Genomic DNA, 16,790 nt, shown 5'->3' on the forward strand with positions numbered 1-16,790 from the left:
TCGTGAATGGGCATGGCTTTGCCCACGACGGTGTCAAGCACCGCCCACGGCATGGCTAGAAGGGGAAGGGGAAAAGGTCTAGCGGTCGAGTTCGTAGGACAGCGGCGTGATGACTTCCCACTCGACGGGTTGACCGTTCTCGGTCTGCGGCACGAAGCGGGCGCCGCGCATGTCCTGCAGGGCCTGTTCGTCCAGGCGGGCGAAGCCGGAGGACTTGGCCAGCGTGATCTCGCGTGGCAGGCCGCGCGCGTCCACCACGACGCGCAGGTTCACGATGCCGGACTCGCGCAGCCGCCTGGACATCAGTGGCACCGTCCAACGCGGCTCCTTCAGGTAGCGCACCGCGCTGGCCGGGATCTGCTTGAGGGCCGGCGTGGGCGGCGGCGTGACCTGCACGGGCGGTGCCGGGGTCATCTGCACCGGCGTGGGCGTAGGCGGCGGTGGCGGCAGGGCGGCCACGACGGGCGACGGGGCCGGCGCCGCGGCGATGGCGATCAGCGGCGGTTCCACCAGCGTCAGCGTGGGCGCCTTCATCTCGGGCATCACCACGGGCGTGGGTGGCAGCGGCTTGGGCGGGTCGGCGGGCGCCACCAGGCGCACGACGATAGGCGCGACCTGGGCCACGGCGCGCTTCACGTCCTGCATGCGGCTCAGGCCCCACAAGCCCAGCAGGTGCAGCGTCGCGATGCCCACCAGCAGCAGCCGGCGGCTGCGCGGCGCGCGGGACAGCTCGGCATAGCTCCGTCGCGGCTCACGCGGCGTGCGCACAACCGCCAGGTGCGGCACGGGCGCGGCAACCGGAGATGGGGCGACAAAGGCGAGAGCGGTCTTCAAGACGGGGCGGCAGGCAGTGACAGTACGAAAATATTAACACGAATGCGAACGATTCCTATTTGAGGAATGAGGCGGCCACGCGACAGCCTGCGTGGCCTGCCGGCCCGATATGCTCGCGGCATGAAGACCCTCGTTCGTTGGTTGCTGCTGGCCGGTGCGCTGCTGCTGGTGGCTCACCTTTACCCTGGCGTCGTGGTGACGAGCTTCACCTCGGCGCTGATCGCGGCGCTGGTGCTGGGCCTGCTGAACACGCTGCTGCGGCCCATCCTGGTGCTGCTGACGCTGCCGGTGACGGTGATCAGCGTGGGGCTCTTCCTGTTCGTCATCAACGCGTTGATGTTCTGGGCGGCCGCGTCCCTGCTGGACGGCCTGGCCGTGACCGGCTTCTGGGCCGCGCTGATCGGCTCGCTGATCTACAGCCTGTGCGGCATGGCCATCGACGTCGTCGTCGAGCGCATGTTCCCTAGCGACTGACGACCATTTCGACGCCCGCCAGCGCGAGCGCCGCCAGCGCCTCGCGCGCATCCCCTGCGCGGGCGCGCAGCGCGATCGAATGCAGCACCGCCGAGGCGAGCTGGGCGCGCATGGCGGCATCGGTGCTGGCGCCTAGTTCGCCCTCTTCAACTGCTCGCTGCAGCCGGGCCTCGAAGGCGGCGGTGAAGCCGCGCAACGCATCACCCAGCGCCTGGCGGATCGCATCGTCGCGTGGCGCCTCGGTGGCTGCCGTGCCGATCAGCAGGCAGCCACGCGCGGCAGCGTCGGCCGGGCAGTAGAGCTGCAGAGCCAGTTCGTAGACGCGCAACAGCCCCTCACGCACTGACCGCCCCGCTAGTGCCGCCGCAATGGCCGCGTCGGACTGCTCGGTGTAGAGCTTGAGCGCTTGCAAATACAGCGCGTGCTTGTCGCCAAACGCGCCATAGAGGCTGGGCCGGTTCAGACCGGTGGCAGCACTCAGGTCATCCAGCGACGTGGCTGCGTAGCCACGCTGCCAGAAGGTCAGCGTGGCCTGGGCCAGCGTGGCCTCGGTGTCGAAACTGCGCGGCCGGCCACGGGGACGCGGCGCCGGTTTGCCGATGTCTTCAGATTTTTGTACCACGATGCATGAAATTCATTGACGCGATTKATTTCTGTTCAATATAGTACAAAAACACTGTTGGAGACCGAGATGGAGCTGTTCTTCTCCCCCATGGCCTGTTCGCTGGCCAGCCGCATCGTCATCTACGAAGTGGGCGTCGAGGCGCGCCTGATCCATGTTGACAAGGCCAAGCGCACCGGCGACGGGCGCGATTACTGGCAGATCAACCCCATGGGCCAGGTGCCTGCGCTGCTGACGCCCGCCGGCTGGTTGCTGACCGAAAACGCGGCGGTGCTGCAATACCTGGCTGAGGCCTTTCCCGCTGCCGGCCTGCTGCCCGCCGAGTTGGATGCGCAGGCTCGCATGCGCCAGTGGCTTGGCTTCATCGCCACCGAGCTGCACAAGGCGGTGTTTGTGCCGCTGCTCGACCCGAAAGCCGGCGCCGACGTGAAGGCCTATGCGATGGAGAAGGCCGCCCTGCGTCTGTCGGTGCTGGAGGCGCACCTGGCGCGGCATGAGTACCTGGAGGGCGGCTACGGCATCGCCGACATCTACCTTGCCGTCGTGCTGAACTGGGCGCCCTATGCCGGCGTCGACCTCGCGCCGTGGCCCGCCGTCAAAGGCTTCCACCGCCGCATCAACCAGCGCGAAGCGGTGATGCGCGCGACGCGCGAGGAGTTCGCGCTCTATCAGGAAGAGCAGCGGCTGAGAGCGGCTTAGTTCGGCAATTCGACGTCCGGCGGGATGTAGCGCCCGCGGTACATCTCGCCCAGGAGGGACTGGCGCTCGTAGACGAGTGCACGCAGCCGGGCGTCGATGACCGAGGCCTCGACCTGGTCGGCATCGGGCCCGCGCGACTGGCGCAGCCCGGAGCGCATGCGGTCGATGGCGCCGTTCAGGTCGCCGGCGGCGGCGTAGACCTCGGCCTGGGCGCGCACCGCCCGCAGCGGCTGGCCCAGCTTCTGCCAGATCAGCGCCAACTGGGCCCAGGCGAGGGAGTCCCGAGGTTCCAGGCTCACATGGGTCTGCAGCGCGTCAGCCGCTTCGCGCAAGGTGGGTGATGACGGCCCCGCCACCAGCGCCAGGCCCACACGCTGCATCAGCATCGGGCGGGACTTCTCTCCCGCCAGCGTCTCCAGCGCGGCGACCCCCTCCATCGCCCGGCCGCGCGCCTGCGCCAGTTCGGCGCGCAGATAAGTCAGCTGCCGGCTGGCCGAGGTTGTCTCGGAGGGACTGGGGTTGATGAGCTGCAGCGTCACCTCGGCGCTGCGCAGCGTGGCCTCGGCGCGGTCGAAGTTGCGAAGCTTGATGGACGCCAGCGCCGCCGCATAGCGCGCGCCGAGCTGCTCGTAGCCGCCGCTTTCGCGGATGTTGCGGGCGCCGGCGTCGTAGTTCTCCAGCACCTTCCAGGCTTCCACGCGCGGATCCATGAGGACGCGCGCGCGCGCCGCCATCAATGCATGCTCGGCCAGGCCACGCGGGCGCGCGAAGGGCTCCAGCGCCAGGCGCGTGCGGGCGTCGCCGATGCGCTCGCTCGTCAGCGGGTGGGAGCGCAGGTAAGGGTAGGCGCCGTTGTCCATCAGGTGGTAGGCCTGCTCCATGCGCTCGAACATGCTGACCATGCCGCTGCCCGCGAAGCCGGCCTCGACGAGCACGTTGAAGCCGACGCGATCGGCCTCGCGCTCCATGTCGCGCGAGAAGTTCAGCGACATCTGCTGCGCTGCCGCCTGGCCGCCAACGATGCCGGCATTGGCCATCTCGATGTTGCCGCGCGATGCGGCCAGGACGCCGAGCAGCAGGCCGGCGATGGCGATCATGCTGTTCTTCGAGTCGCCGGCTATGCGGCGCGCGATGTGGCGCTGCGTCACGTGCGAGATCTCGTGGGCCAGCACCGAGGCCAGCTCGTCGCGCGACACCGTCATCGCGATGAGACCCAGGTGGGTGCCGATGAAGCCGCCCGGCAGCGCGAAGGCGTTGACGCTCTTGTCCTCGACCAGGAAGCTTTCCCATGCGAAGCGAGTCTGGATGTCGTCGCCGATGTGCCCCAGCTTGCGTGACGCTGAGATCAGCGGATCGAAGATGGTGGCCATGTACTCCCGCAGCAGCGGGTCCTGCACGACGGCCGGGTCGAGGCGGATCTGGCGCATGTAGCGCTCGCCCAGCTGCCGCTCGGCGCCGAGGTCGAGATCCTGCGACACCGAATCACCAAGCGCCGGGAGGTTGACCTGCGCATTCAGCGGTGCGCCCGGCAGGGCCAGCGTGGCGGCTGCGAGCAAGGACAGCAGGGGGCGGGTGGCGAACGACTTCTTCATCAGGCAGGGGCTCCGGCCAGCGCGGGCTGGCTGTCTATGATGCCTTCAACTCGGCGCCCGAATGTTTCCTGAAGATGAAACGCGTCCCAACCTGACATGACCACCCCGCTGACCCATTTCGACGCCGAAGGCCAGGCCCACATGGTCGACGTGTCCGCCAAGGCCGAGACGCACCGCGTGGCGGTGGCGGCCGGCGAGATCCGCATACTGCCCGCGACCTTCGCGCTGATCGCCAGCGGCACGGCCAAGAAGGGTGACGTGCTGGGCGTGGCGCGCATCGCGGCCATCCAGGGCGCCAAGCGCTGCTCGGACTTGGTGCCGCTGTGCCATCCGCTGCCCATCACCCGCGTCAAGGTCGAGTTCGAGCTGGACGAGCCCGCCAGCCGCTTGCTGTGCCGCGCCCAGGTCGAGACGCTGGGCCGAACCGGTGTCGAGATGGAGGCGCTGTGCGCGGTGCAGGTCGGCCTGCTGACGATTTATGACATGTGCAAGGCCGCGGACCGGGGCATGGTCATCGGCAATGTGCGGGTGCTGGAGAAGCACGGCGGCAAGAGCGGCGACTGGTCAGCGTAGAGAGCGCCAGTCGATGACGGCCGAGGCCGCCTGACACTGCACCATGGCCGGCGCGGAGGCCGCGGCCGGCTCGGCACAACTCTCGAACCAGTTGTCGCCCGTCGGGTTGCGGAACTCGCGCAGCCGGTCGGCCACATAGCGTGCGCCTTCCACGTCGCCGGTGGCTTCGAGCGAGCGCGACCAGTGCATCAGCAGCCGGGCATCGACGAGGCTGAAGGCCGTGCGACGGGACGCGGCGAGGGCGTCGGCGCCCGGCGGCTGGCTGGTCGCGGCCGCGTAGTCGGCCTGGTGGCTGAAGAGCGGCGAGCCCTGGCCGGTGGCGATGCGCTCGTTGAGGGGCGCGGCGCGGGCGCCGGGGGCGTAAATCGACACGATGCGCTGGTAGTCCCAGACGGCGAACAGGCTGCCCGCGATCAGCAGGACGCCGAGCACGATGCTGGGCGCCGCCGGTGCCGGTTTCGACGTGTCGTCCGCGGGAAGGGCCAGGCCGAAGGCGAAGCAGGCGGGCAGCAGGAAGTAGGCGTACCAGAGCGGGTACTCGAGCAGGCTGTGCAGGGCGATGGTCAGCACGATCATCAGCGCCGCGCGGCGCAGCGGGGCATCGTCGTCACCGCGGGCCGCGCCGCGCCAGGCCTTCCACAGCGCCCAGCCCAGCAGCGCCAGCACCGCGCCGGCCCAGGGCAGGCCCAGCTCGACGGCCAGCTGTGAGGCGATGTTGTGGGTGTGGTCGAAGAAGGCGATGGGCCGGGTCGGGAAGGGCGTCAGGCTCCACGCGACATTGAACTCGCCCCAGCCGACGCCCAGCAGCGGATGGGCCAGCGTCAGCGCCCAGGCATCGCGCAGGATGGCCAGCCGCGACGGTGAGCCGGCGCCCTCGGCCAGCCGCGAAGTGCCTCGGAAGGCATGGCCGCTTTCTGCCGCCCATTGCGCCATCAGCCACCAGCTGGCGGCAAGCATCAGCGTGGTCGCGAACAGGCTCAGGCGGGCACTGCGCGACAGCCGGCAGTCCACCAGGCCCCACACCGCCAGCATGGCGATGCCGATGAAACCGGTGCGCGAGGCGCTCAGCACAATGGTGAAGACAAAGGCGAACAGCAGCGGCGGCAGCAGCCAGCGCCAGCCGTGCTTCTCCGTGATGAAGACGGCGGCGATGGCCGACCACATCACCAGGCTGGCCAGATGGTTGGGCTGGCGCAGGTTGCTGACCGCGCTGCCCACGACGCCCGAGCGGGCGATGAAGTTGCCGTCCGCCCACTGCGGCGCAAACACCTGCACCAGGCTGATGGCCACGCTGAACAGGCCGGCGATGAGCAGGCCCCAGCACAGCGCCTCGGCCGCGTTGTGGCGAGCCTCGCGCGACAGGCCCTGGGCCAGCAGCAGCACGGCCAGGCCCGCGCCCAGCACGGCGGTGGCGCCCAGGCCCAGCGACAGCGGCAGCGCACGCCAGGCGACGGAGCTGAGCGGCGCGACCAGCAGCAGCGCCATCGCCAGCGCGGCGGGGCTCTTCAGGCTGGCTCGCCAGCCGGGGGACGAGTGCGCCCAGAAGGCCAGTGCCAACCCCCAGCCGGCAAGCGCCAGCAACTGGTTGTAGAGCGTCGCAGCCGGCGTCTGGTTGAAGGCCAGCAGCGGCGGTAGCGCGGCCGCAATGACAAGGCTGAAGGGCGCGGCATCGGCCGCAGCGGCGGAGGTCTGGGAGGACATGGGCGCGGATGATGGCATGGGCTGGCCGTCCCCTGCCTGGCGCGTCAGCGCGCTGGCACCGATGCGGCGCGTGGCCAGGTCGGTGGGGGGGTAAAGGCGAAATACTGTGGGCGCCACTTCCAGCCGCAGATCTCGAAGAACTCCTGCGCTGAATAGGTCGTGCGAGAGGCCCAGACGGTGTAGTAGGGCGAGGCGAGCGGGTCGCGCGCAAGCAGGGCCTTGTGGCGAGCGCCACCCTCGACGTGAAAGCTGGCCTCTCCCCACACCGTGGGGCCGCTCAGGGTCAGGACGAGTACGGCGGCGACCGCGAATTGACGCGGCGGCCGCTGTGCAATCTCATGGGCACATCGTATGAAAAGATAGATCAAGGCCGGCATAGAGATGCGCATCACTGCATCTGGCACCGGGCCGCCTATCCAGGGCAGCACCGCGAGCGTCACGACGGCGGCGATGCTGGCCGCGTCGTCGAAAAGCCGTCGCCTCAGCAAGAGCAGCGGAATGGCCAGCTCGACCGCCAGAAATAAAAGGTAGGGGCCGGGCTGTGCCAGGCGCGCGGGTGCGCAGCTGAGGCACAGGCCGCCGGCTGGCAATTCGTGTGTCAGCGTCCAAGCCATCAGCGCTGCGAAGGCGCTGGCCGCAAGCACCGCGCCACCAGCTGCCGGCCCGGGGCGGCGCACGGCCTTGCGCAAAGCCGGTTGTGCCAATACATGCGGCACAAGCAACAGGACGACACCGATCAGCGCATAGGGTGACCACAGTGCCAGCATGCTCGTCGCCAACACGACGGTGCCGATGTCGTCAGCGGCTCTGAGGCGACGTAGCAAACCAACGGCGATGAAGGCAGGGATGGCCTGGTGGGGCACCCAGAGCAGCAGGCACAGTGGTGAGCCGTACTGAAGCGGGTGGTCCAGGAGCGCATTGGCCCACCACTCGTGGTGGAAGCCCGTGAACGTGATGGGCCCGACTTCGGGGCGCAGCAAGGTTTGCATCCAGGCGTCAGCGCCTGCCATGCACAGCAGAAGCGGTACGACCCACAGCAGACGCAGCCGGTTGCCGATGGCGTTGGCGCCCGAGCCCAGCAGCGTGAAGGCCAGCACCAACCCCAGGCCGTACCAGAGCGCCGTGCACGCCACGACGCTCCAGCCCGTCGCATGAGCCATTGCGGCGGGCACAAGATAGGCGCCGACATAGAAGCGTAGATAACCTGGTTCGCCCTGGAGGTTCAGCTCAACGGGCCAGGGCAGGCCTTCAAGGCTGTTCAGCAGGGCCCAATGCTTGATCCAATCCCAGCAGTAGTGGCCGGTAGCAAAGCCCATCAGCGCGAGGGTGCCGATGGCCAGAATGACGGAAGGCGCTACGCCCAAGAGCCGCAGTTGCACGCTGACGTGGGGCTCGCCACGTCTCTTCAACACGGCATGTGCCAGCAGCATCAGCAGCGCCAGAGCCAGTGGCAGTCCCAGTGCAGGCCTGACGAAACTCGTCAGGAACAGCAGGCCCGGTACAACGAGATAGCACAACGCCGCGACGTTCATGCCGGGTCGCCGCAGTTGAAGAGCCGCTGAAAGAAGCCGAAAGCACTGACCAACCGGTGGCCACGTTCGGTCAGCACGAAGCGGCCGTGGGCCTCTTGCAATGTGCCGGTGGCGAGCTGCTCGTGGACACGGCGTTCGACACCGCCCTGGGCGATGAAGCGGCGCGCGAACCAATCCTCCATTTCAGTGCGGCTCATGCCTTCTGAGTGGCTGGCCAGTTGCTGCATCAGACGAACGGAGTACGCGCGATCCACCGTCGTGGGCACGGTGAACATGAACGCATAGGCCAGCAGCAAGGTCAACAGTGCATCCTTGGCTGAGGCCAGACGGCCAGCGTTGGACCAGCGCAAGCTGCACAGCCATTGACCGCCAGCGCAGAGCAGCGCGCAGGCCAGGCCCTGGTAGAACAGGATGCCCTGCGGCTGCAACTGGCGTGTCAGGACAAAGAGGGCCAGAAAGGCCAGGCATCCGAGGATGATGTGCATGGCGTTTGTCGGCGACCGGGCTGCTGCGGTCAGCCTCAGCGTTTGGCGCCGTCCTCCTCGTGATAGTCGTCGTCGATGTTGACCGACCAGATTGCGTCGCGCCCGGCGCCACCGTTCATGATGGCCTGCGCGGCCAGGCGGGCGGACAGCATGGAGTGGTCCTGGTTGTTGTAGCGGTGCATGCCGTTGCGGCCGCACAGGAAGAGGTTGTCCAGGCCGTCCAGCCAACCGCGCAGCTCGTCGAAGCGCTCGAAGGCCGCGCCGAAATAGCCCGGGTAGGCCTTGGGCTGGCGCAGCACGGTGGCGTCGAGCAGCTCGGCCTCGTCGGCCATGCCCATCTGCTGCATCTCGCGCACGGCCAGCGCCTTCAAGGCCTCATCACTCATGGCCCAGAGCTCGTCGTCGTCGCGGGCGAAGAACTCCAGCCCCAGCCAGACCGTGTCGGGGTCGGCCACCATGTAGGGGCTCCAGTTGTTGAAAACCTGCACGCGGCCGACCTTGACGCCGGGCTCCTGGATGTAGATCCAGTTGTCGGTCACGCAGCGTGCCTTGCCCGCCACCTTGGGCGACATGCGGCGGTAGAGCAGGCCCACGGTGATGAAGTCGCGGTACTCCAGGCCCGAGGCGATGGACAGCGCCGGCGCGTCGGGCGCGGGGCGCAGGGCCTGGGCCAGCTCGCGGATGGGCATGGTCGAGACGACGGCGCTGGCGGCTAAGCTCTGGCGCTGGCCGTCGGCATCGCGCGCCACGACGCGCTCGACGCGGCGTTCCTGGCGATGGATCTCATCCACGGCCCAGCCGCGCAGCAGGCGGCCGCCACGGCGCTCGAACTCGGCCGCTGCCGTCTCCCACATCTGGCCAGGGCCGTACTTGGGATAGAGGAAGCTCTCGATCAGCGAGGTGTGCTGGCTGTCGGTCTTGCCGGTGACGATCTTCTTCAGCGCCTGCTTGGCCGCGCTGCCGATGGACAGGCTCTTGATGCGCTGGGCGCCCCAGTCGGCGCTGATGTCGCGGCAGGGCACGCCCCAGACCTTCTCGGTGTAGGTCTTGAAGAACTGCAGATAGAGCTGGCGGCCGAAGCGGTTGATGAAGAAGTCTTCCAGCGTCTGCTCGGGCTGGATGGGCCGCGCGGCGGCTGCCATGTAGCTGCCGGCGAACTGCAAGCAGCGCGCCGGGCCCATCTTGCGCACGAGGTCCATGCCGGGCTTGAGCGGGTAGTCGAGGAACTGCCCGCCGAAGTAGATGCGCGACTGCCGGTTGCGGATCAGCAGCACCGAGTCGTCAGTCTCGCTGGCCGTGGCTTCATGTCCGCCGAGCAGTCGCTCCTTGCCTTGGTAGGCCAGTCGCGCGTCGCCACTGCCTTCGGCCGGTTTGGCGACCGGCAGCACGTCGCGCCACCAGTCCATGACCCAGTCGGATTTGGAGAAGAAGCGGTGGCCGCCGATGTCGATGCGGTTGCCCTTGTAGTTGACCGTCTTGGAGATGCCGCCTATTTCCTGGGTGGCCTCCAGGATGGTGACCTGCGGGTAGCCGGCGCGCAGCAGTTCGAGGCCGGCGGTCAGGCCGGCCGGGCCGGCGCCGATGATGAGGGTGGAGGGCTGGGTCATGGCTGCGTGGCGAGCACCGTGCGGCGGTCGGTGAACAAAAGGGCCTTGCGCAGCGCGAAGTTGAAGAGGAAGACGCCGCAGGCGCTGGTCAGCTTGGCCGCCAGCGGCGCTACGCCGAGTTGCGCGACCAGCAGCCACAGCAACGCCTCGGTCAGCAGCAGGCCGGCCGCGCCGATGAGGGCGAACAGCGCGAACTCGTTGCGGCGGTCGGCCAGGCGGTGCTGAGAGAACACAAGCCGCGTGCTGATCGTGTAGACCAGCATCAGGCCCAAGCTGAAGCCCAGGCAGGCGGCCACGGCGAGGTGCACGCCCAGGCGCAGGCTGAGGCTGAACACGGCGGTGTCCAGCGCTAGCGCAGCGGCGCTGGCCGCGAAATAAAGCAGGAATTCGCGCAAGGTTGAGGTCATGTCAGGCTTTGCGGCGGTTTGAGCTGGGAGCAGGCATAAAGGGCATAGGTCTGCGGCAGGTCGCGGTGTTCGGGCGGTTGCCAGGTGGCCAGCGGCTCGACCGGCAGCCGACCCAGCAGCACCAGGAAGTCGGGCGCATCGGGCTGGCTGCACAGCGTCGTCAAGCGCTGCTCTGCCGGCTTATCACAGTGGAGTCGATCGGCTCGGCTGCGGTTGAGCGAGGCGCCGGTCAGGCAGCGCTCGTGATCGTCGTTGATTGGCCGGTACATCTCCTTGCGTGGGCCGAAGAGGAGTCCGGTATCGCGGTTAAACAGCACGCCGGCCCCCTGTTGCGACGCATAGTGGCTGGGTCGCTCCAACAGGCTCCACACCGGCACGAGATGCTCGGGCCAGTAGACCGTGGCATGGGCCGGCAGGTGGGCGGCGAAGGGATGCGCTGCAGCGGGCGGGGACTCCACGGCGCGCACGATGTCCGGGCGCTGGTCCCAGTGGGTTGCCGAGGCGATCAACAGCAGCGCACTCAGGCTCAAGGCCGCCAGCGCACCCGCCGGCCGCTTGCCGGCGATGAACATCAGCCCCGCGAAACCGCAGGCCGCGACGGGCGGGAAGGCAGCCACCTTGCCGAAGCCATCGCCCCAGGCGGTGTTGGGAAACTGCCAGCCCAGCTGCCGCAGCGCGCCGTCGAGCTGATAGGCCGACAGGCCCAGCACGCACAGCAGGATGCAGGCGCAGGCCAGCCGCACCGTGGCCGGCGACACCTCGCCTGCCCGCCAGGCGGCCAGCGAGGCCAGGGCCCAGAGAGACAGGGTGGCGGCGCCATGATCCATGCCGATGTGGGCATTCAACAGGGCCAGCGCCAGCGCACAGGCGCTGACCGGCCACAGCCCGCCGAGTTGCCACAGGCGTGCGAGCAGCCAGGGCGACAGCGCCATGGCCAGCAGATGCGCGACCCAATGCGCCCGCCAGAGCTGTAATTGCGTCAGCAGCACCGCGTGCCAGCCGTCTGTAGCAAGCGCGGTCAGGCCGATGAACGCGACGGTGGTGATGACGACGGCATGGAGCAGGCGAGTCCAGTCGTCGGTCGGCCTGAGCCGGCTCACCGCCAGCAGCACGGCCAGATCCAGCGCGACGCTCAGCTTGTCCTGGAGCGTCCAGTTGCCCAGCAGCACCTGGCGATTGCCGGTCTCTACCAGCGCCCACCAGTAGGGGTCATAGGTCTTCAGCAGGCCGTTCCAGGGCGGCACGCCCGCGAGCGCGGCGATCAGCACGACGGGAATCGCGGCGAGCAGCCACAGCCAGCGCCGGTCCGTCTCGGCGAGATAGCACCAGCTCACTGCCATGACGGGCAGGGCCATCAGCGGATGGAAGAGCGCGGCCAGCACCTGCAAGGCCACCGTGAGGCGCCGCCGGCCGGCGAGCAGCGCCACGAGGCTCCACAGCAGGGCCGGTTCCGCGAAATTGCGAGCGGTGACAAAGGTCTCGCCATAGCTGAACACCCAGCTGCCGCCGTAGACCGGCGACATCACCGCAAAAGCGAGCAGACCCCACAGAGGGAAATTGTGCGTGGGCGCAAAGCGCCGCAGCAGGGCCAGCACCGCCCCCAGCATCAGCAGCCAGCCGGCCAGCAGCACGCCGATATGCGTGGCCATCACGCCCAGGTGCTCGTAAAGCGGCACCATCAGGTGGGAGTAGATGGAGTAGCGGTCCTGCGAGCCAGCGGCAAAGAAGATGTCGTCGCTCAGCCCCGGCACGCGGGAGTTGAGCAGCACCTGCCCGAAGTAGAGGATGCCGTCATGCCGCAGGCCCTGGTAGGGGTGGGCCAGCAGCATCCAGGCGGCAACGGCCAGCAGCGCGGCGAGGCTTTGCAGTCGACTCAGGTTGTGCATGGACGCAAACGTCAAAAAGAAAGGGGCCGAGGCCCCTTTCCTTGTTTGTGCCGCCGGGGCGGCACGTTCCAGTCTCACGATCAGCTGGAGACGTTGTTCTTCTCGATGGCTTCCTTGATGACTGTGTCGGTGATGGTCGTCTCGGTCTTCCAGATGACCGCATCGCCCACGACATCTGCCGGCGTGAATTTGATTGTCTTGCCCTGGATGCCAGTGCCGATGTCATTGAGCGTCAAGGTGATGACGCCGGCTGCGACTGCGACGGATGCAACTTCCTTGGTCACCACCGTATTGGGAATGCCGCTCTTGCCGAGGTCGCAGTTCGTCGTCGTGCCACCGTTTTCCTGGATGCACAAAGCAACGGCACTCTTGTAGGCATCGCCCACCGTGATGGCGTTCGCGGACTTGGCGCGGGTCGTGTAGGTGCGGTACTGCGGCAGAGCCACAGCAGCCAGGATGCCGATGATGGCCACGACGATCATCAGTTCGATCAGGGTGAAGCCCTTTTGGGCGCGTGCTTTCAGTTGCATGTCGGTTACTCCAGCGAGTGTTTGGGAGGGAGGCAGACCCCATGAATGCAGGGGGCGTGCCAGCTTCTTTGCCGGCTGCGGGCGTGCGAAATCGCACATTTGGCCGCCTTGCCGGGCTGGGCCTGACAAAAATCGTCACTTCGGCCTGACGCGTTCTGTCAGTCGCGGCCTGAGGAGCAAGAAACGTCAGTCAAGAAAAACGGCGCCGAGGCGCCGTTGACGGATGAAAGCACCGAGCGCCTACAGCGCCATCTCCTGCCCGGCCTGTAACGCGCTGATTCGGTGCGGGCTGTTCAGTGCCTGCACGCCCTGCATGACGGCCTCGGCTTCGCCAGGCTTGATGTGGGTGATGCGCACGTCGACGCTGCCGGCCAGCTGGGCCAGTTCCCGCCCCAGGTCGGACGGGCAGAGGTGCTGGCTGACATGGGCGACCTCCACCTCGTCGTCGCTGAAGGCCGTTTCGATGACGAGGTGGGACAGGCGCAGCTGGGCCAGGCGGCGCCACAACGCAGGGTTGGGGCCGGTGTCGCCGGTGAAGACCCAGTGGGCGTGGCCGCTGGCTTCGCCACCGTCGACGGCGAAACCGACCGCCGGCACGGTGTGGACGGCGGACAGCACCTCGATGACGCGGCCACCGAGCTCCAGGCGGTCACCGATCTGGAAGGGGTGCAGGCTGAGGACGGGTGCCTCGCGGCTGGGCAGGCGCGTGAAGTCGGGCCAGATGGCGCCGTTGAAGATGTGCTGTTGCAGCGTGGCCAGCGTTTGCGGCAGGGCGTGCACCTGGATGGGCGGGCGGCCGGCGGCGACGCGCAGGCGCAGCACGGCATCGGCCAGCAGCGGGATGCCCAGCACATGGTCCAGATGGGAGTGGCTGAGCAGGATGTGGTCGATGGCGGCCAGGGCATCCAGCGGCAGGTCACCCACGCCGGTGCCGGCGTCGATGAGGACATCGTCGTCGAGCAGGAAGGCGGTGGTCTTGTAGCCGGCGGCGATGGCGCCGGAGCAGCCCAGGACGCGGATATTCATGCGGTGCGTTGGCTCGGGATTCGGGGCCTCGCGTCAGGCGAGGTGGAGCCAAGAATGTACGCAGCGGACCGGTATCGGAGGCGGTCGGATTACCGAGTTGGGGGTATCCCAATCGTGAGGAAGTCACAGCAGCCGCGACCCCGGCTGCTCATGCTGCAGACCCCGCCAATCCGGCTCGGCCGGACGGTCCGGGTCGGGCGCTTCAACCCTGGATGAACTGCATCTGCGTGCCGGCCAGCTCGATGAGATCTCCGCTGCGCAAGGCGATGGATTCGCCCGTCAACGGAATGCCGTTGACGCTGGGGCGCTGGGCCCCCTCGACGTGGGCGAAGACGTAGCCGGTGGGGCGCTTGGTGATGGACGCGACCTGCACGCCGGGCTTGCCCAGCGTCGTGACGACCTTGCTCAGCGCCACTTCGCGGCCGGCGGCGGCGCCGGTCAGCACCTTGATGGAGGCCGGGCCGATGACCGGAGCGCTGCCGAGACCGCCGAATGAGGAGCCCAGTCCGCCCAGCGCCGGCACTGCCGCACCGGGCTTGAGGATCATGGTCTTCTCATAGTCGTTGCCGTCATTGAGCAGGAACTTGATCTTGTACTTGCCGATCTCGACGGTGTCGTGGTCGGCCAGCAGCTGCTTCTTGATGGCCTTGCCGTTGATGTAGGTGCCGTTGGTGGAATTGAGGTCTTCAATGAAAACGTCGTTGCCGACCATCTGCAGGACAGCGTGCTCGCCGGAGACGGCGAGGTTGTCGATGACGATGTCGTTGTAGGGCCGCCGACCGAGCGTCGTCTTGTCCTTGGTGATCTGCACCTCTTTGATCACGACACCGTCGAGCGAAACCACCAGTTTGCCCATGAATGACCTCAAGTTCTGTTGTACGTGCCGTGACTCTTAGGCGAGGACTCAGTTGCCGCCACGTCGCCCGAAGGGCCACCAGCCCCGGCCTTCGGTTCGTTGGCGGCCGTCTGCGCGGGCCAGGATGAGCGCGATGTTATCGCGACCGCCGCTGTCATTGGCTGCGTTGATCAGCGCCTGCGCAGTCTCGGGTAGGGCCGTGTTGCCATTGAGCAGGTTGGCGATGCTGTCATCGTCGAGCATGTCGGAGAGCCCGTCCGAGCACATTAGGTAGATGTCGCCGGCCTGGATCTCGTGCAGATGCAGCTCCATCAGTACGGTGTCTTCGACGCCGACGGCGCGCGTGACGAGGTTCTTGTTGCTGGAGAAGGCGGCCTCCTCCACGGTCAGCAGGCCGGCGTCGATCTGCTCCTGCAGCAGGGAATGGTCGCGCGTGATCTGCATCAGGCGGCCGGCGCGCAGGCGGTAGGCGCGCGAGTCGCCCACATGGCCGAGCAGCAGCCCCTCGGGGCGGAAGACGCCGAGCACCAGCGTCGTGCCCATGCCGGCATAGCGCGGGTTGGTGTTGGCGGCGTTGAAGATGGCGCGGTTGGCGTTGTCCACGCAGATGTCCATCGCGCGCCTGACTTCGCCGGCACGGGCCTCGCGGCCGGCGTCTTTCAGCCAGCGGCCGAGTTCGGTGTTGACGAAGCCGGTCAGCATCTGGCTGGCCACCTCGCCGGCGTTGTAGCCGCCCATGCCGTCGGCCAGCACGGCAAGGCCGGCCGCCTCATCGAGGGCAACCGAGTCTTCGTTGTTGTCGCGAGCGCGGCCCACGTCGGTGGCGCTGAAGAACTCCAGGATCATGAGGCTTGAGGTGGCTCGTGGGGCTCGGCAGGGGAGAGACGATTCTGCCCTGCTTCCTCCGGCGTCAAGCGCAGTGTTTGTGCGAAGGCTGCATCGGGGGACTTGACGGGCTCGGGCGCAGGCGGCTCGTTCTGCAGATCCATGATGAGGACGGCTTCGAGGTCGCGCGCCATCTGCTCGCCGGAGGCGTAGCGCAGCTCGGGCCGCTTCTCCTGCGCGACGGTCAACACCAGCGCGAGGGACTCGGGCAGGCCGGGGCGGCGGATGCGCACGTCGGGCGCCGGCTGGGTGGCGATCTGCTGCATCAGCCGCGCCATGGAGTCGCTCTGATGCGGCAGCGTGCCGGTGAGCAGTTGATAGAGCAGCACGCCCAGGGAGTAGAGGTCGCTGCGGCCGTCCACCGTCAGGCCGGACAACTGCTCGGGCGACATGAAGGAGGGCGTCCCGAGCACGAGGCCGGTGCGCGTGCGGCTGCCGTCGCCGACCCGGGCGATGCCGAAGTCCATCAGCTTCAAGCTGCCGTTGACGCGGTCTAGCATGACGTTGGCCGGCTTGATGTCGCGGTGAATAATGCCCTGACTGTGGGCATAGTGCAGTGCGCGCGCCAGGCGCACGCCGATCTGCACGACCTCGCGCACCGGCAGCAGCTGGCCGGCCTTGGCGAACAGGCTGAGGTCGCGGCCCAGCACGTAATCCAGGGCGAGCCAGGCGTCGCGGCCGTCCTGGCCGGCATCGACGACCTGCAGGATGTCCGGGTGCTCCAGCGCCCGCGCCGCACGGGCCTCGCGCATAAAGCGCTCGCGCACATCGGCCAGGTCTTCCGACGAGAACTCGCGGCTCAGCGCCAGGCGCTTGATGGCGACCTGGCGGCCGGTGGAGCGTTGCGTGGCCTTGTAGACGATGGCCATGGCGCCGCGGCCTATCTCGGCGCCGAGTTCGAAGTCATGCAGGTTGGGCGGCGACGCGGCCTGCGATGAGGAGGCGCCAGGGGCCTGCGTCTGCTGCACGGCGGGTAGCGTCGAAGGCTCGTCCTGTGGCGCGTCTGCGCTTTCGGCGACCCTGCCGATGAGGCGCTGCCAAAAGCCGCCTGCCGTGCCGGGTTTGCTGCCGCTTGCCATGC

The 16,790-nt window shown here is 68.0% G+C and carries 17 protein-coding genes; 3 read left to right on the forward strand and 14 right to left on the reverse strand.

All coding sequences use genetic code 11. The features are described from left to right. Positions 1–78: 78 nt before the first annotated feature. Positions 79–834 (reverse strand): energy transducer TonB, encoded by a 756-nt coding sequence (locus ACXRVZ_RS13410; RefSeq protein WP_457419978.1) that lies wholly within the window; start codon positions 832–834, stop codon positions 79–81. Between the two features lie 120 nt (positions 835–954). Between ACXRVZ_RS13410 and ACXRVZ_RS13415 the strand changes: the two genes are divergently transcribed. After that, on the forward strand, positions 955–1,308 hold the full coding sequence (locus tag ACXRVZ_RS13415) for a phage holin family protein (protein ID WP_457419980.1): 354 nt from the start codon (positions 955–957) through the stop codon (positions 1,306–1,308). On the opposite strand, the gene ACXRVZ_RS13420 is transcribed toward ACXRVZ_RS13415, so the two are convergent. Then, entirely contained in the window at positions 1,298–1,930 is a 633-nt protein-coding gene (locus ACXRVZ_RS13420) for a TetR/AcrR family transcriptional regulator (protein WP_457419982.1), read from the reverse strand. The two genes, ACXRVZ_RS13415 and ACXRVZ_RS13420, sit on opposite strands and share 11 nt — an antisense overlap. A gap of 69 nt (positions 1,931–1,999) precedes the next feature. On the opposite strand from ACXRVZ_RS13420, the gene ACXRVZ_RS13425 reads away from it, so the two are divergent. Then, on the forward strand, positions 2,000–2,629 hold the full coding sequence (locus ACXRVZ_RS13425; RefSeq protein ID WP_457419984.1) for a glutathione binding-like protein: 630 nt from the start codon (positions 2,000–2,002) through the stop codon (positions 2,627–2,629). Here ACXRVZ_RS13425 and ACXRVZ_RS13430 read toward each other — a convergent pair. Beyond that, a complete protein-coding gene (locus tag ACXRVZ_RS13430; RefSeq protein ID WP_457419986.1) occupies positions 2,626–4,221 on the reverse strand; it encodes a M48 family metalloprotease in 1,596 nt (531 codons plus the stop codon). The two genes, ACXRVZ_RS13425 and ACXRVZ_RS13430, sit on opposite strands and share 4 nt — an antisense overlap. 96 nt (positions 4,222–4,317) lie before the next feature. Between ACXRVZ_RS13430 and moaC the strand changes: the two genes are divergently transcribed. Next, positions 4,318–4,794, forward strand: a complete 477-nt coding sequence (gene moaC, locus ACXRVZ_RS13435) for a cyclic pyranopterin monophosphate synthase MoaC (RefSeq protein WP_457419988.1) — start codon at positions 4,318–4,320, stop codon at positions 4,792–4,794. Here the strand turns inward: moaC and ACXRVZ_RS13440 are convergent. The 11 genes from ACXRVZ_RS13440 to ACXRVZ_RS13490 form a co-directional block, all read right to left on the reverse strand. Beyond that, on the reverse strand, positions 4,786–6,495 hold the full coding sequence (locus tag ACXRVZ_RS13440; RefSeq protein ID WP_457419990.1) for a Wzy polymerase domain-containing protein: 1,710 nt from the start codon (positions 6,493–6,495) through the stop codon (positions 4,786–4,788). The two genes, moaC and ACXRVZ_RS13440, sit on opposite strands and share 9 nt — an antisense overlap. A 44-nt stretch (positions 6,496–6,539) precedes the next feature. After that, entirely contained in the window at positions 6,540–8,027 is a 1,488-nt protein-coding gene (locus tag ACXRVZ_RS13445) for a hypothetical protein (protein WP_457419992.1), read from the reverse strand. Continuing rightward, positions 8,024–8,512, reverse strand: coding sequence for a hypothetical protein (locus ACXRVZ_RS13450; protein WP_457419994.1), 489 nt, complete (start codon positions 8,510–8,512; stop codon positions 8,024–8,026). Before ACXRVZ_RS13450 ends, ACXRVZ_RS13445 begins: the two co-directional genes overlap by 4 nt. A 35-nt stretch (positions 8,513–8,547) precedes the next feature. Then, a complete protein-coding gene (locus tag ACXRVZ_RS13455) occupies positions 8,548–10,119 on the reverse strand; it encodes an NAD(P)/FAD-dependent oxidoreductase (RefSeq protein ID WP_457419996.1) in 1,572 nt (523 codons plus the stop codon). Further along, positions 10,116–10,526 carry a GtrA family protein gene (locus ACXRVZ_RS13460; RefSeq protein WP_457419998.1) on the reverse strand — a complete coding sequence of 137 codons (411 nt, stop codon included), beginning with the start codon at positions 10,524–10,526 and terminating at the stop codon, positions 10,116–10,118. The genes ACXRVZ_RS13455 and ACXRVZ_RS13460 overlap by 4 nt, the downstream gene beginning before the upstream one ends. Further along, positions 10,523–12,412 (reverse strand): hypothetical protein, encoded by a 1,890-nt coding sequence (locus ACXRVZ_RS13465; RefSeq protein ID WP_457420000.1) that lies wholly within the window; start codon positions 12,410–12,412, stop codon positions 10,523–10,525. Before ACXRVZ_RS13465 ends, ACXRVZ_RS13460 begins: the two co-directional genes overlap by 4 nt. A gap of 80 nt (positions 12,413–12,492) precedes the next feature. Then, positions 12,493–12,942, reverse strand: coding sequence for a pilin (locus tag ACXRVZ_RS13470; RefSeq protein ID WP_457420002.1), 450 nt, complete (start codon positions 12,940–12,942; stop codon positions 12,493–12,495). 240 nt (positions 12,943–13,182) lie between these two features. After that, positions 13,183–13,968, reverse strand: a complete 786-nt coding sequence (locus ACXRVZ_RS13475; RefSeq protein ID WP_457420004.1) for an MBL fold metallo-hydrolase — start codon at positions 13,966–13,968, stop codon at positions 13,183–13,185. A 202-nt stretch (positions 13,969–14,170) separates the two neighbouring features. Beyond that, entirely contained in the window at positions 14,171–14,824 is a 654-nt protein-coding gene (locus tag ACXRVZ_RS13480; RefSeq protein ID WP_457420006.1) for an FHA domain-containing protein, read from the reverse strand. A gap of 48 nt (positions 14,825–14,872) precedes the next feature. Beyond that, entirely contained in the window at positions 14,873–15,670 is a 798-nt protein-coding gene (locus ACXRVZ_RS13485) for a Stp1/IreP family PP2C-type Ser/Thr phosphatase (RefSeq protein WP_457420008.1), read from the reverse strand. Next, a complete protein-coding gene (locus ACXRVZ_RS13490) occupies positions 15,667–16,788 on the reverse strand; it encodes a serine/threonine-protein kinase (RefSeq protein ID WP_457420010.1) in 1,122 nt (373 codons plus the stop codon). The genes ACXRVZ_RS13485 and ACXRVZ_RS13490 overlap by 4 nt, the downstream gene beginning before the upstream one ends. Positions 16,789–16,790 lie beyond the last annotated feature (2 nt).

The organism is Roseateles sp. P5_E8 (genome assembly GCF_054177665.1).